12 protein-coding genes are annotated in these 13,850 nt (G+C 58.9%); 4 read left to right on the forward strand and 8 right to left on the reverse strand.

Going from position 1 to position 13,850, the window contains the following annotated elements; all coding sequences use genetic code 11:
• Positions 1–45 precede the first annotated feature (45 nt).
• Entirely contained in the window at positions 46–978 is a 933-nt protein-coding gene (locus QP970_RS00845) for a hypothetical protein (protein ID WP_239269839.1), read from the forward strand.
• A gap of 64 nt (positions 979–1,042) precedes the next feature.
• Here the strand turns inward: QP970_RS00845 and QP970_RS00850 are convergent, their stop codons facing one another.
• Positions 1,043–1,990: a hydrogen peroxide-inducible genes activator gene (locus tag QP970_RS00850; RefSeq protein ID WP_239269838.1), complete on the reverse strand. Its 948-nt coding sequence runs from the start codon at positions 1,988–1,990 to the stop codon at positions 1,043–1,045.
• A gap of 162 nt (positions 1,991–2,152) precedes the next feature.
• On the opposite strand from QP970_RS00850, the gene QP970_RS00855 reads away from it, so the two are divergent.
• Both QP970_RS00855 and ahpD read left to right on the forward strand, forming a co-directional pair.
• Positions 2,153–2,746, forward strand: coding sequence for a peroxiredoxin (locus tag QP970_RS00855; RefSeq protein WP_023017366.1), 594 nt, complete (start codon positions 2,153–2,155; stop codon positions 2,744–2,746).
• A 104-nt stretch (positions 2,747–2,850) separates the two neighbouring features.
• Positions 2,851–3,375, forward strand: coding sequence for an alkylhydroperoxidase, AhpD family (gene ahpD / locus QP970_RS00860; protein ID WP_239269837.1), 525 nt, complete (start codon positions 2,851–2,853; stop codon positions 3,373–3,375).
• A 120-nt stretch (positions 3,376–3,495) separates the two neighbouring features.
• Here ahpD and QP970_RS00865 read toward each other — a convergent pair whose 3' ends face one another.
• Positions 3,496–6,039: a DEAD/DEAH box helicase gene (locus QP970_RS00865; RefSeq protein WP_284869389.1), complete on the reverse strand. Its 2,544-nt coding sequence runs from the start codon at positions 6,037–6,039 to the stop codon at positions 3,496–3,498.
• 34 nt (positions 6,040–6,073) lie between these two features.
• Positions 6,074–7,093 (reverse strand): PAC2 family protein, encoded by a 1,020-nt coding sequence (locus QP970_RS00870; protein ID WP_284869390.1) that lies wholly within the window; start codon positions 7,091–7,093, stop codon positions 6,074–6,076.
• A gap of 260 nt (positions 7,094–7,353) precedes the next feature.
• On the opposite strand from QP970_RS00870, the gene QP970_RS00875 reads away from it, so the two are divergent.
• Complete coding sequence (locus QP970_RS00875) at positions 7,354–8,439, forward strand: DUF4192 domain-containing protein (protein WP_284771461.1); 1,086 nt, start codon at positions 7,354–7,356, stop codon at positions 8,437–8,439.
• 9 nt (positions 8,440–8,448) lie between these two features.
• Here the strand turns inward: QP970_RS00875 and galE are convergent, their stop codons facing one another.
• From galE to QP970_RS00900, 5 genes are all read right to left on the reverse strand, one after another.
• A complete protein-coding gene (galE, locus tag QP970_RS00880; protein ID WP_284771462.1) occupies positions 8,449–9,432 on the reverse strand; it encodes a UDP-glucose 4-epimerase GalE in 984 nt (327 codons plus the stop codon).
• Positions 9,433–9,435: 3 nt separating this feature from the next.
• Positions 9,436–10,113: a metal-dependent transcriptional regulator gene (locus QP970_RS00885; RefSeq protein ID WP_023017369.1), complete on the reverse strand. Its 678-nt coding sequence runs from the start codon at positions 10,111–10,113 to the stop codon at positions 9,436–9,438.
• Between the two features lie 234 nt (positions 10,114–10,347).
• Positions 10,348–11,361 (reverse strand): sigma-70 family RNA polymerase sigma factor, encoded by a 1,014-nt coding sequence (locus QP970_RS00890; protein ID WP_005278926.1) that lies wholly within the window; start codon positions 11,359–11,361, stop codon positions 10,348–10,350.
• A 193-nt stretch (positions 11,362–11,554) separates the two neighbouring features.
• On the reverse strand, positions 11,555–12,319 hold the full coding sequence (locus QP970_RS00895; protein ID WP_023022681.1) for a helix-turn-helix transcriptional regulator: 765 nt from the start codon (positions 12,317–12,319) through the stop codon (positions 11,555–11,557).
• 128 nt (positions 12,320–12,447) lie between these two features.
• Entirely contained in the window at positions 12,448–13,821 is a 1,374-nt protein-coding gene (locus QP970_RS00900; protein WP_284771463.1) for an L-serine ammonia-lyase, read from the reverse strand.
• Between the last annotated feature and the right edge of the window lie 29 nt (positions 13,822–13,850).

Genomic DNA, 13,850 nt, shown 5'->3' on the forward strand with positions numbered 1-13,850 from the left:
TTTTCTCGTTGCGCCCAACCCGAATGCAGAAGGAAGGCACCGCTGATGAACGACGATAAATCCGGTGGAAATGACGATTTTCCGCGCTATGAACCGACTGACCACCCAGAAGATCAGCCGAGCTACGGAAGCCTGCCGTCCTATGGCGGCAGCCACGAGAGTGGCAGCCACGAAAGCTCCGGAAACCAAGGATATGCGGGCTACCAAGCACAGGATAATACCGTAAATTCCGGCGGGTTTACCGGAAAGCCCTCGGCCATTGATTCGATTTCGTGGGCCTTTCGCACGGTATCTAAGAATTGGAAATTGTGGATCCTCGGTGCCTTGCTCGTTGGCGTCATTGTCATCGCTTTTTCCGGCGTAAGCATAGCCGTTGCTCCCGCAGAGGGTGCGGATGCCTCCGGTGCGGGATCCATTGTGCAGATCGTGTCCTACGTGATCATGGCCGTCGTCACCTTGTTGGTGATGCGGCTGGCGCTCTTCCAGATCGATGATCCGCGCACTGGGTGGAGCTATGTGGGCAAGGAAGTGCGGTGGTGGCAGCCGCTGGCGATCATGATCATCATCGGCATTATTACCTCGGTAGTAATGTTCATCTTCGTTGGTGGCTCGATTTTCCTCGGCCCAGACGCGGGCACCAACGCCACCGAGGACGAGGCATTGGAAGCCATGGCGGGATTTTTCGGAGTCATGGCTGTAGTGGCTCTCATCGGCCTATTCATCCAGCCGCTTTATATGCTGATGCAGTGGTTTGCAGCCGACGGTGACGGGGTTGGCCAGGCCATTAAGAACGGGTTTAAGGCCGGTAAAGGAAACTACGGCCAGCTCTTGCTGCTGACGGTGCTCAACGCGCTGATCACGATTGCCGGCGGCATCCTATTACTGGTTGGCTTGATTGTCGCCGTACCGGTTACGGTACTGTCTACGGCTTATCTGTTCCGCCAGTGTGCGGGCCGCGCGACCGGCCAAGCTGCGTAAGCGCTTAACTATTGTTGAAGGCCACCGAGGTATTGCTTCGGTGGCCTTCAACGTGTGTGGCGATTTAGTGCTCGAGCGAGCGGGCGAGGGCATTTTCATAAGCGGCGGTAATCAGGGTACCGAATTCGCGGAACTCTTCACTGCGTGCGGCAGAGGAGCGGAAGACGAGGCCGATTTCGCGCTCGGCGGTGACATCGGGGTCAAAGTAAGCTATGCCGAGGTTCTTGCCGTGGCATTCGGTGGCCAAAGCGGACTTGGGGATAAGGGTGCAGCCGAGCCCGCCCATGACCAACTGCATAATAGTGGTCAGTGATGAGGCGCGCGTGACGGAATTCGTTGCCTCTGCCGGGTTGACGTGGGCGTGCCGGCAGAGATCGACGATTTGGTCGCGGAGACAGTGGCCATCGTCAAGCAGCAGCAAATCCAAGTCCCGCAACTCCGCAACCTGGACGTCCGTACGCCCGGCGATGGGGTGATCGGGTGGGCTGACGAGGGCGAAGTCCTCGGTGTACAGAGGGCTGTCGACCATGCCCGTGGCCTCTGAAGGCAAGGCGAGGACGGCTAAATCGAGGTTGCCGTTGCGCAGGCGCGCGATGAGGTGCTGGGTTTGCTCCTCCACAAAGCGCGGCTCAAGTTCTGGGTAGGTCTCCGTAATCATCGCCAGCAAGTCCGGGAGGATATACGGGGCGATGGTTGGGATGACGCCGATGGTCAGCGGGCCGGACAGCGTGCCATGGGCGCCGCGGGCGTGCGCGAGGAAGGTATCGGCGGCCTCGAGGGTGGACTTGGCATAGGGCAATAGCGTTTCGCCGGCCGAGGTTACGATGACCTTGCGGGTGGAGCGCTCGATGAGTTGCACGCCGAGCCCCTGCTCGAGCGCTACCAGGCCCTGGGAGAGGGAAGGCTGAGAGATCTCCAGCTTCGCGGCAGCGGTGCCGAAGTGCTTATTTTCCGCCACGGTGACAAACGTGCGCAGCTGGGCAAGTGTTGGTCGATACTCTTTATTATGCATGCCTATCACTCTAACATTTATCTATAGGATTAGCTATTGACGTGACCGGAATTAATGGTATTGTCTTTGGTGTTGGGCCGGAGAGGGTCCGGCCCGTGGTCCTTGGCACAGGACTGTCGGAAACTTAAAAAAGATTACCCTTTTAAGAAGGAGTTGAAGAACATGCCTATCATGACCGTTGGCGAAAAGTTCCCAGAATTCGACCTCACCGCCCTAACCGGCGGCGACCTGCACAACGTTAACGCTAGCCAGCCAGAGGACTACTTCGAGCAGGTTTCTCTGGACAAGTACGAGGGCAAGTGGAAGGTCGTCTTCTTCTACCCCAAGGACTTCACCTTCGTGTGCCCGACCGAGATCGCTGCCTTTGGCAAGCTGGACGAAGAGTTCCAGGACCGCGACACCCAGGTGCTGGGCGGCTCCACCGATAACGAGTTCGCTCACTTCAACTGGCGCGCAACCCACCCGGACCTGAAGGACGTTCCGTTCCCGATGTTCTCCGACGTGCGCCACGACCTGATTCGCGCACTGGGCGTAGAAAACGCTGACGGCGTTGCTGACCGCGCAACCTTCATCATCGACCCAGATGGTGTCATCCAGTTCGTCTCCGTTACCCCGGACGCTGTGGGCCGTAACGTTGACGAGGTCCTGCGCGTCCTCGACGCACTGCAGTCCGAAGAGGTCTGCGCCTGCAACTGGGAGAAGAATGACCCAACGAAGAACATCGACAAGATGGACGTCGTTCAGTCCCAGCTTTAAGCATTAGTTACGCGTGAGCGCTGTCCCCGCCCCATGAGGCGGGGAGGGCCCGCACCCGACTTGCAATTTAAGTTACTGAGAAAAGATTGAGAAGGAGAAAGACTGTGTCTATCGAGAACTTGAAGTCAGCACTGCCTGAGTACGCCAAGGATCAGAAGCTCAACCTCGGCGCGTTGACCCGCACCACCGAGCTGGATGAAGAGCAGCTGTGGGGCACCCTGCTGGCCTCGGCGGCAGCTACCCGCAATGACACCGTGATTTCTGAAATCGCGGAAGAGGCGCAAGAGCACCTCTCTGAGGAAGCCATCAACGCCGCTTACGGCGCTGCCACCGTGATGGCAATGAACAACGTTGCCTACCGCGCCAAGAGCTGGTTGGGCGATGACTACGCACAGGTTAAGTTCGGCCTGCGGATGAACTTCATCTCCAAGCCGGGCGTGGAAGACGCTAACTTCGAGCTGTGGAATATCGCCGTGTCCGCTATCAACGGCTGTGAGCACTGCTTGGGCGCCCACACCCAGAAGATCAACGATGCTGGCGCGACCAAGGAGCAGGTCTGGGAGGCCATCAAGGTTGCTTCTGTCATTCAGGCAGTCGCACAGGCCGTCCAGATTGAGGCTGCACGCTAAAAGCGCTGCTTAATTAGCCTTGAGAATAAGCCACCCCCGCGCGCTGCTTTCGGTTTCCCATAGGATTCCGGGTGCAGCGCAGGGGGGTGGCTTTTATCGTTTTAGCTAACCCGCGTGTGATTAATACTCGACGCGCAACTCCGACAGGCGGACTTCACCGGCTTCATCGGAGGCATCCAGATCGACCGTGGCGACGAATTGATAGGCGCGATCTCCTGCCGGGTCCTTGATAATTTGCCGCACGGGCCAGCTGCGGGAGCTGGATTCTTCCAACCGGAAGTACTCCGGGCCGCGCGCCTCAGGGCCGGTATCAATATCGTCGTATTCGTCAAAGTAGTCATCCAAGACGGCGCCAAAATCGGGGACCTCGTCCAGATAATCCAATACCTCGGCCAGGCGGTCTTCTTCCTCCAGCGCGAAGAGTTGCGCGAGGCGGAACATGTAATTGCGCACCATGATGCCAAAGGCGCGTCGGTTAGCGGTAAGCGCAGTAGGATCTTCGACGCCGAAGGCCAGCTCGCGGTCGAGCGTATCTTGATCGATGGGGGAGTCCTCGCCGACCATCTGCGCCCATTCATCGACAAGCGAGGAATCCACCTGGCGGATAAGCTCGCCCAACCAGATAATGATGTCTTCAATTTGGGGCGTCGTATATTCATCGGGGATGGACTGTTTGAGGGTGCGCCAGGCATCGGTGAGGTAGCGGAGAATAACGCCCTCAGACCGGGCTAAGCCGTAAGTGGCCACCAAGTCTGAGAAGGTCATGGCGTTTTCCACCATGTCGCGCACCACGGATTTGGGCCGCAGCTCGAATTCCTTCACCCACGCATTGGTCTCCGCAAAGGTATCGTAGGCCTGCTCGAGCAGCTCCTCTAGGGGCTTGGGCCAGGTAATATCCTCCACGATATTCATGCGGTCGGTGTAGTCCACCCCGTCCGCCTTGAGGGCGGCAATTTCCTCCCCGCGCCGCTTCTTCTGCTGGGCCTGCAGCACCTGCCGGGGATCATCGAGGATCGCCTCAAAGACCGAGATCACATCAAGGTGATAGCTTTCCGCCTCCGGGTCCAACAGGGAGAGCGCGGCCAAGGCAAAGGGGCCGAGGGGCTGGTTCAGGGCAAAGTCGCGCGGCAACTCCCGCACGAGGTGGTAGGGGCGGCCGTAGATATCCAGCCCCTTGGTGGATTTTTGGACCACCCCGGAATCCACCAATCCACGGAAGAGGTCGAGGGCGGTGAGGATATCTTTATTCTGCTTGCTGCGGGGATCGTGATTATCGCGCAAGAGGTGGCGCATATGCGCATAACCATCGCCGTGGCGGGCTAAGACATTGAGCAGCATCGAACTCGAGACCCGGAATTGCGAGGTCAACTGCTCTGGTTCTGCTTCCGTCAGCCGCGCAAAGGTCTTCTCGGACCAAGAGACTTCGCCCTCGCGTGCGGACTTTTTCTTAAGCTTCTTGAGCCGCTTCGGGTCATCGCCAATGCGCCTGCGGGCCTTGGCATTTTCAATCTCATGTTCGGGGGCCTCGACGACGACGGTGCCTTCCGTGTCGTAGCCCGCACGCCCAGCGCGCCCCGCAATCTGGTGGAATTCGCGGGATTTCAAGATGCGCTGGCGTTGCCCATCAAATTTGGCCAGGCCGGTCATCAATACGGTGCGGATGGGCACATTGATGCCCACTCCCAGGGTATCGGTACCGCAAATGACCTTGAGAAGGCCGCGTTGCGCGAGGCGCTCCACAAGCCGCCGGTACTTGGGCAGCATTCCCGCGTGGTGGATGCCAATGCCCTTGCGAAGCAACTTTGAGAGGTCTTTGCCAAAGGCAGTGGTAAAGCGGAACCCGCCGATTTCTTCAGCGATGTTTTCCTTTTCCTCTTTGCTAATGATGCCAGACAGCGAGGTCAGGGCTTGGGCCCGTTCGGCGGCCTCGCGCTGGGAAAAGTGCACAACGTAAATGGGCGCCTTATTATGAGCGAGTAGCTCTTCGATGGTTTCGTGCACCGCGCTAAAAACATACGAGAAATCCAGCGGCACCGGGCGGGTGGACCCAGCCACCAGATTGGTCTCGCGCCCTGTGCGGCGGGTGAGATCTTCCTGCAGCCAGTCGGTATCACCTAGCGTGGCCGACATTAAGAGGAATTGCGCCTTGGGCAGTTCTAGGAGCGGCACCTGCCATGCCCAGCCGCGATCAGGATCGGAGTAGTAGTGGAATTCATCCATCACCACCTGGTCGATGTTGGCCTCGGCGCCATCGCGAAGCGCGATATTCGCAACGATCTCGGCGGTGGCGGCGATGATGGGGGCGTTGCCGTTTACGGTGGCATCGCCAGTCATCATGCCCACGTTCTCCGCGCCGAAGATTTCACACAGCGCAAAGAACTTCTCGCTTACCAGCGCCTTAATGGGCGCGGTATAAAAGCTCCGCTGCCGGCGGGCGAGGGCGATGAAGTGGGCGGCGTTGGCCACCATGGACTTTCCCGAACCCGTTGGGGTCGCGAGGATAACGTTATCTCTGGCCAGGATACCGAGCAAGGCCTCCTCCTGCGCGGGATATAGATTGATTCCCTTGCTGGTGGTCCACGAGTTAAAAGTATCCCAAATGGCCTCATCGATGAGGGACTCGGGGACTTCCGTTAAATCTGGCAGCTGTTGAGATAAGTTCACCCCCACCACCTTAGCGGCGATGGGGGCGGGTTCGTTAGATATCGTCGCCTAAGTCTCTGTCATCGTCATCGTTGGCAGAGTCTTCGCGGTCATCGATATCCGTGTGAATAATCTCCTCGCTATCGTCTTCATCGAGCGAGGCGAGGAAGGCTTCGAATTCTTCGCTGATTTCCTCAGCGCTGGGCACGGCTTCCTCGCCCGGCATGATGGCTTGCGGGTGCTCCTGGCGGTAGCGTTCCATGAAGGCATCGTACTGCTGCTCCAATTGCTGGACCACGCCCTCAATCTCTTCGGAGCCATTGACCTGCTCATCCAGCTGGCCCTCGACGCGGGAAATATCCGCCTCGATGCTGCCCAGCGGGATATTGAGTTGGGCGGCCTTAGCCACAGAGCCAAGGAGCTCCAGGGTCGCCTGCGGGTAGGGGGACGCGGCCAAGTAGTGCGGCACGTGCGCGGTATAGCCCGCCACCGTCCGGCCCTTATCCGCTAGGGCCTTTTCTATATAGAGCGCCGCGGCGCCCGGAACCATCATGGTCGAATCCATCTTGACCATGCTGTCCGTCAGGCGGGAGGCAGTACCGTGCGCGGTGACCACGGTGGGGCGGGTGTGCGGTACGGGCATCGGCGCAGCGTAGAGCATGATGGTGTCTTCAATATCGAATTTCTCCACCAGCTTGACCACCGCCGTGGTAAATGCGTCCCAGCGCATATCCGGCTCGGGGCCAGACAGAAGGAGGAAGGACTTGCCGGAATTATCCCGGAGCACCTTCAAGCCCAAATCCATGGGTTCTACCTCGAGTGCCCGGTCATTATCGATGGTGACGGCGGGGCGGCGGGAGCGATAATCGATGAGCTCATCAGAGTTAAAGGAGGCTAGCTGGCGGTTTTCCAGCGCGGCCTTGAGGTGATCGGCGCTCGACTCAACGGCCTGGCCCGCATCGGCATAGCCGTGCATGGCAACAATCATGGTGGGGCCTTTTCCTTCACCGGAATTGTCCTTGACCACCGGAGCGGGGTACTCCAATTCGTACATGCTGCGCTCTTCTTCGTGCATGATGTGTTACCTCCTTGGTCTCTTAATCTAGATCAACGACCGCCAGGACCGCACTATTCCCACACGCACTCAGTTCAGTGTTCGCGGAGTAGTTAAATAACCCATTATGCCCTAACGAGGCAACCGGCGCTAGGGCCGGTGCGGCGGGCCTGTGCATAACTGCTTGCCGATGCCCCCTTCCACCCACCTTATCCACAGATTTCGGCCCTCTGCCCGCGCTGGGCTTTCGGCAGTTGCCGCGGGCCCCGAAGCTAGAAGCCATGAAGATCACAACACCACTACAGCCCATCCGTACACCCGGCGATATCCTTGCCAATATTCCAGGAATCCTCGGATTCTTCCCAGCAGAGTCCATCGTGCTCATCTCCATCGAACCAACCCCAGCAGGCCGCACCATGGGTCCTGTCGCGCGCATAGACTTGTCCGATGTCCCCGCCGCCCTGCCAGAAATCATGAGCGCCTTTCACTGCGGCAACCCGGAAGTAGTCCTAGGCTTTATCATTTCCCAGCGCGAGGAAGTAGAGCTCTGGGAGATGATCGAATCGCTCTACCACTTCGAAGATGACGAGGGCACCGGAATCGATGCCTGCTGGCTGGTAGAAGAAATTGCAACGTCCACCGCCTACGACCTCGTCTTTGGCTTTAGCACCGGAAATGGCAAGGGCCCTATGCAGGCGTGGACTGAGGGAACCATTCCCGCTATTTCCACCAGTTCCTCTATGCGCGCCTGCGTAGAAAACGGCACCTTGCCGGAGCTTTCCCGCGACGAGCTTGTCCAACAATTCGCCCCGCACAACCCTTACTTCGGGCACGAAGAAATCGGGTCCATGCAGCGCTGCGCTGAGGAATTGTCGCGGCAGATGCGCGCCGGCCACGGCTACGGCACAACGGATCCAACGCGGGTGGTCCAACACCTCATCGCGGATGTGCAGTATGTATTAAGCGAGGTAGAGACGCTGGAAGAGACCCTAGACAACGAAGAATTACTCTGCGTGGGAGCGATGTGGATGTCGACGACGTGGATGCGCGACTTGGTCATCCGGGACCTCGTCGAATCCCCGCACGCGGCCGGTACCTTGCTCCTCGCCACGGCGCGCACCTTTGGCGGCACCATCCGCTTTAACGCGCTGGCGCTATTTGCCGCGACCCAGGTGGCGCAGAAATTCGGGCTCTATGCCGGCCCGGCGCTTACCGTCGCCATCGATGAGGCACCGGGGCACAATTTAAGCCAGCTCATCGCCCAGGCCTATCGCAGCGGAATGGGAGAACGCCTCATTACCAGCCTGAGCCGCGGTTGTGACGCGGCGCGGGAGGCAGCAGGTATTGATGCCGATGGCTTTGTGTAGCCCCGCGCTTTAGCGCCGCGCCGAATGCGCCCGATCGCCCAGCTGGCGCGTGAAATTCCACGCGTCGGTCACGATGGTTTCCAGGTCGGTGCGCTGGGGATTCCAGTCCAGCTCCCGCTTGATCTTATCTGAGGAGGCAATCAGCGTGGCTGGGTCTCCGGCACGGCGCGGGGCGATCTCCGCCGGGATCTCGTGGCCGGTGACTTTCCGGCACATCTCGATGACCTGCTTGACGGAGTATCCCTCCCCGGAACCCAAGTTATAGATCCGGTGGGTGCCAGGGGCATTGCTGTGGAGGGCAAGCACGTGGGCATCGGCAAGATCGCGGATGTGGATGTAGTCGCGCACCGGCGTTCCATCCGGGGTATCCCAATCCGTGCCAAACATGAAAATCTTATCGCGGTGCCCCAGAGCAACCTGCAGGACAATGGGGATGAGGTGGGTTTCAATCTCGCGGTTTTCGCCGATAGAGCCGTAGGCGCCAGCGACGTTGAAATAGCGCAGGGACGTTGCCGCGAGCCCAAAGGCCTGTGCAAAAGAGGTAATCATGTAGTCGATAGCCAATTTGCTAGCGCCATAGGGGTTCGTGGGCTGGGTCGGCATGTCCTCAGTAATAGGGACCTGCTCCGGTTCGCCGTAGGTGGCTGCGGTGGAAGAAAAGACGAGGCTTTTGACATCGTTATCGCGCATGGCGTTGAGCAAGCGCAACGTGGTTACGACGTTGTGCTGCCAATATTCGTCCGGCTTTTCCACGGATTCACCGACGAGCGAGCGGGCGGCGAAGTGGAGGACGCCCTCGAAGCCACCCTCACCCAGTACCTCTGCGGCTTTGTCGGCCACATCGCCTTCTACCACGCGGGCCGAGGGCGGCACGGCATCCCTATTGCCCGTAGAAAAGTTATCGATAATGGTGACGTCGTGGCCTTGCTCAACGAGGACTGCGGAACACACGCTTCCGACATAGCCAGCACCGCCGGTAACCAAAAGCTTCATGGCCTAGACCTCCACGCGCACGGCGTGTGCGAGATCATCTGCCAAGGTGATGACCTTACCCGAGGGAGTGGTAAGCGAAATCGTGCCGCCATTATTGACCACGGTGACCTCGGTACCGATGCGGATGCCAGCCTCTGCGAGTTCCCGGAAGGTGGCCTCATCCACCTGCAAGATCTCGTTAATCTGGATAATCTTGGCGGACTTCTCTTCGCCATCGGGGAGATCGATAGCCCTCGTCCCGATCGATGGCTCGGGGACCTGGAAGCCCAGTTCTGCCAGCGCCGGAATGGGGTTGCCAAAAGGCGAGCGGCTGGGGTCATCGAGGACCGATACCATGCGCTTTTCCACCTCCTCGCTCATCACGTGCTCCCAGCGGCAGGCCTCATCGTGGACCTTGCTGATATCGAGTCCGAGGACATCAGTAAGCAAACGCTCCGCGAGTCGGTGCTTGCGCATCACTGCCGTAGCCAGTTCGCGTCCCTTTTCGGTTAGATCCAAGCTCCTGTCCGAACGAACGTGGAGGAGGCCATCGCGCTCCATGCGAGCAACGGTTTGGGATACGGTAGGTCCGGATTGCTCTAGGCGTTCCGCAATCCGGGCGCGCAGGGGAGTGATGCCTTCTTCTTCCAATTCATAAATGGTTCGAAGGTACATCTCAGTAGTATCAACGAGGTCCCTCACGTGGGCATCCCTTTCTTTGAAAACAGTAATGCGTGCCGTGCGCAAAGCAGACAGCGCTTTTTACATTCTGTATCCAGACTAGCTTAAGTCGCCCTAAGTTTGCTGGAGAGATTTTAAGGAGACGAGTTTTCGCTCGCCGCTTGCATAGAGAACGCGACCTCGAAAGCGCACTGGGAAATTTCTCGGCGGCACAGTCGAGGTCGCGATTAAATAAGGTTCAGGAGGCGAAAAGTTCTATAGCGCGTACTCGCGCAGGCGGTCGGCGCGGTTGCCATCGCGCAACTTTGCCATGACCTCACGCTCGATTTGGCGTACGCGTTCGCGGGAGAGCCCGAACCGGCGACCAATCTGGTCAAGGGTGCGTGGCACGCCGTCATCCAAGCCGTAGCGCAGGCGAATGACGTCCTGCTCGCGCTTTTCTAGGGTGTCGATGACGCCGCGGATATCGGAGTGGCGCATGGAGGCCACGACGGCGGTCTCAGCATCGGTGGCCTCAGCATCCTCGATGAAGTCACCCAATGGGGCTTCCTCATCGGTGCCGACGGGCATATCGAGCGAGACGGGATCGCGGGACTGGCGCAGCAGCATCTCGATCTTGTTCTCATCGATGCCGGATTCTTCAGACAGCTCCTCATTGGTCGCCTCGCGGCCCAAGGACTGATACATCTCACGCTTGATGCGGGAAAGCTTATTCACCTGTTCCACCAGGTGGACTGGCAGGCGGATGGTGCGCGATTGGTCGGCCATGCCGCGGGTAATGGCCTGACGGATCCACCACGTGGCGTAGGTGGAGAACTTAAAGCCCTTGGCGTAATCGAACTTTTCCATGGCGCGGATGAGGCCCAGGTTTCCCTCTTGGATGAGGTCCAATAGCGGCATTCCGCGGCCGGTGTAACGCTTGGCCAGGGAGACTACGAGGCGAAGGTTTGCCTCCAGCAGGTGGGAGCGGGCCTTCTTGCCTTCGCGGGCCAAGATCTTCAGGTCGCGCTTTTCTGCGCGCGTCAGCTTCTCTGCATTATTGAGCTTGTATTCTGCGTACAGGCCTACCTCGATGGTTTGCGCGAGTTCAACCTCGTCCTCGGCACTGAGCAGGTCGGTCTTACCGATTCCGTTGAGGTAGACGCGTACCAAGTCCGCGGAGGGATTGTCATTGGTTTGATTGCGGCGAGACCCGCGGTCTACTTCCTGTTCTTCATCAGTAGTGGCAGTCGAAGTGCCATTGGCGGTGTTGGCAGATGGATTCGTCATCTTTTCAGCCTCCTGAAATTGTCGCCTGTTTCAAAAAGTACAACGGTGTGAGGACGCATTTAGTTCCCACCCATCCTGAAATGTTTAAAACAGCGACGTGCCGGGCGGTGTGCCCCACCTTTTTGGGGGCGTCGGCAAGCGCATGCGCCACGTGAATGCAGTAAAAATGCTACATCCACGTGGCGGGGTAGTCTTAGCCGCGGACCTGTACGAGGTAGCGATAGACCGTGGGTTCAGATACGCCGAGCCGGGTGGCCGCCGCGGCGATGCCGCCTTTGAGGAGGAAGAAGCCAGCATCCTCGAGGGAAGCGATGACCTCTAGCCGTTCGTGGCGCTGCATCGACTCGACCGGGGTGGAGTGCGTAGAAATCGCGGAATCCAGCATGGAGTCCAAGAGATGCTCGACGTTGGAGCGCAGCGATTCGCTGTAAGGTGCCTCCGGCTTTTTCTGCGCGGGTGCTTCCGGGGCGGGAGTGCGCTGCGGTGCGGTGGTGCCGGGGTAGCCGCCGAAGGCCTTCGCCTTATCGATGGCCGGCTCGGTACCGCCTATCAACGCGTTAGCCGCATCGCGGATCTGGATAAGCTCGGATAATTCCACATTGATGCAAAGCATGCCGCGCATATGGCCGGTGGCATCGCGCAGGAAATAGCTCGAGGAGCGGCAGACTTTTCCCTCGCTATTGACCGCGCGGTACCCCGTCATCATAGGAACGGCCGCGGCGTCGCCCTGTTTCATGAACCAGAGCGCAAAGTCTGTGACCGGGCCGCCTAGTTCGCGGCCGGAAATGTGCCCATTGGCAATGGCGATGATGGATTTATCGGGTACATCGAGATCATGGAGCACGATTTCGGTGTTGGGGCCCATGGCCTGACCGAGGAAATCGACGAGTGGTATGTACTGCTCGAGGAAGTTTTCTTCGGGGGCATGGCTGCTAGAAAGATTCATCAGCTGAAGCATGTCCTTATAATTCCTGTCAGATTATTGATAAGGTACCACAAAGTAACGACAAAGGAGGCGAGTACCCGGCCGTGCCCAAGTACTCGCCTCCTTTTAGGGCGCTCTTTCCGGAGCCTAGGTTGCCGGCATTAACCACATACCGGGATAGGTGGGTGGACGGCAAGGGCGAGGCCGCCTTGTGAGGTTTCCCTGTACTTGGCGTTGATATCCTTGCCGGTGTTGTACATAGTCCAGATGACCTCATCGAGGCTGACACACGGCTTGCTTTCGCGGTCCAGGGCCATGCGTGCGCTGGTGATGGCGTCTACCGCCGCTACGGCATTGCGCTCGATGCAAGGGACTTGCACCTGGCCGAGGACCGGGTCACAGGTCAGGCCCAATTTGTGTTCCATGCCGATTTCGGCCGCCACGCAGACCTGTTCCGGCGTTGCCCCCATCAGTTGGGCCAACCCGGCCGCGGCCATGGAACAAGCGACGCCGATTTCTCCTTGGCAGCCTACTTCCGCACCGGAAATGGAGGCATTCATCTTGTAGAGCGCGGCGATGTGGTTGCAGGCGAAGATATAATCCGCGAACATGCTCGGGGTAACCGGCTCGACGAATTCATCGAAATAGGCCAGCACCGCAGGCACGACGCCGCATGCGCCGTTGGTGGGTGCGGTGACGACGCGGCCACACGCGGCATTTTCCTCCGAAATGGCCAGGGCAAACATATTCACCCAGCTCAAAATGTTGAGGCCATCGTGCGGGTCGGATTGTTCCAGCCTGCGCTTCAGGGCGGCGGCGCGGCGCGGTACGAGCAGGGCACCGGGGAGCGGGCCATCGGTGGTGGAGCCGCGCTTGATGCCGGTGTACATGACATCGCGGACCTTGCGCAGGTGCTCGTCGATGTCCTCGTCGCTGTGCAGCGCCCGTTCGTTGGCCCGACCGAGCTCCGGCAGCGTCATATTATTGGTTTCGCACAGCGCCAGTAGTTCTTCCGCGCTGGAATAAGCGAATGGAACGTCGACGGTATCTTGGCCGCGCATGGCGAAGTCTTCTTGCTTGACGATGAACCCGCCGCCTACCGAGTAGTAGGTCTTGTGCAGGATGTCTTCCTCGCCGGCAAAGGCGATAAGGCACATGCCGTTTTCGTGCATGGGGAGGTATTCATCGTGGAAGTAAAAGCCGCCGTCCTTGGGGAAGCTCACCGTGTGCGTGCCACCGAGCAGGAGCGTTTCGCTCTGGTTGACCTCTTTCATGAAGGCGGAGATGCCGTCGATATCGACGCTTTCTGGTTCTTCGCCGGCCAGGCCCAACAGGATGGCCTTATCGGTGGAGTGGCCCACACCAGTCAAGGACAGGGAGCCGTAGACGTTAGCCTGGACGCGGGTGACCTTATCCATGAGGCCTTTTTCTTTGAGCTCATCGACGAAGGCCTTGCCGGCTTTCATTGGCCCAAGCGTGTGTGAGCTTGAGGGGCCGATACCAATCTTGAACATATCGAAGATGCTGATGAACATGGTTTTCTCCTGGAAAATCCTGAGAAGCG

The sequence above is a fragment of the Corynebacterium sp. MSK073 genome (genome assembly GCF_030232085.1).
GTDB lineage: Bacteria > Actinomycetota > Actinomycetes > Mycobacteriales > Mycobacteriaceae > Corynebacterium.

Coding starts and splice junctions, on each gene's coding strand:
- QP970_RS00845 (WP_239269839.1), top strand. CDS start 46: ATGAACGACGATAAATCCGGTGGAAATGACGATTTTCCGCGCTATGAA.
- QP970_RS00850 (WP_239269838.1), bottom strand. CDS start 1,990: ATGCATAATAAAGAGTATCGACCAACACTTGCCCAGCTGCGCACGTTT.
- QP970_RS00855 (WP_023017366.1), top strand. CDS start 2,153: ATGCCTATCATGACCGTTGGCGAAAAGTTCCCAGAATTCGACCTCACC.
- QP970_RS00870 (WP_284869390.1), bottom strand. CDS start 7,093: ATGCACGAAGAAGAGCGCAGCATGTACGAATTGGAGTACCCCGCTCCG.
- QP970_RS00875 (WP_284771461.1), top strand. CDS start 7,354: ATGAAGATCACAACACCACTACAGCCCATCCGTACACCCGGCGATATC.
- galE (WP_284771462.1), bottom strand. CDS start 9,432: ATGAAGCTTTTGGTTACCGGCGGTGCTGGCTATGTCGGAAGCGTGTGT.
- QP970_RS00890 (WP_005278926.1), bottom strand. CDS start 11,361: ATGACGAATCCATCTGCCAACACCGCCAATGGCACTTCGACTGCCACT.
- QP970_RS00895 (WP_023022681.1), bottom strand. CDS start 12,319: ATGCTTCAGCTGATGAATCTTTCTAGCAGCCATGCCCCCGAAGAAAAC.
- QP970_RS00900 (WP_284771463.1), bottom strand. CDS start 13,821: ATGTTCATCAGCATCTTCGATATGTTCAAGATTGGTATCGGCCCCTCA.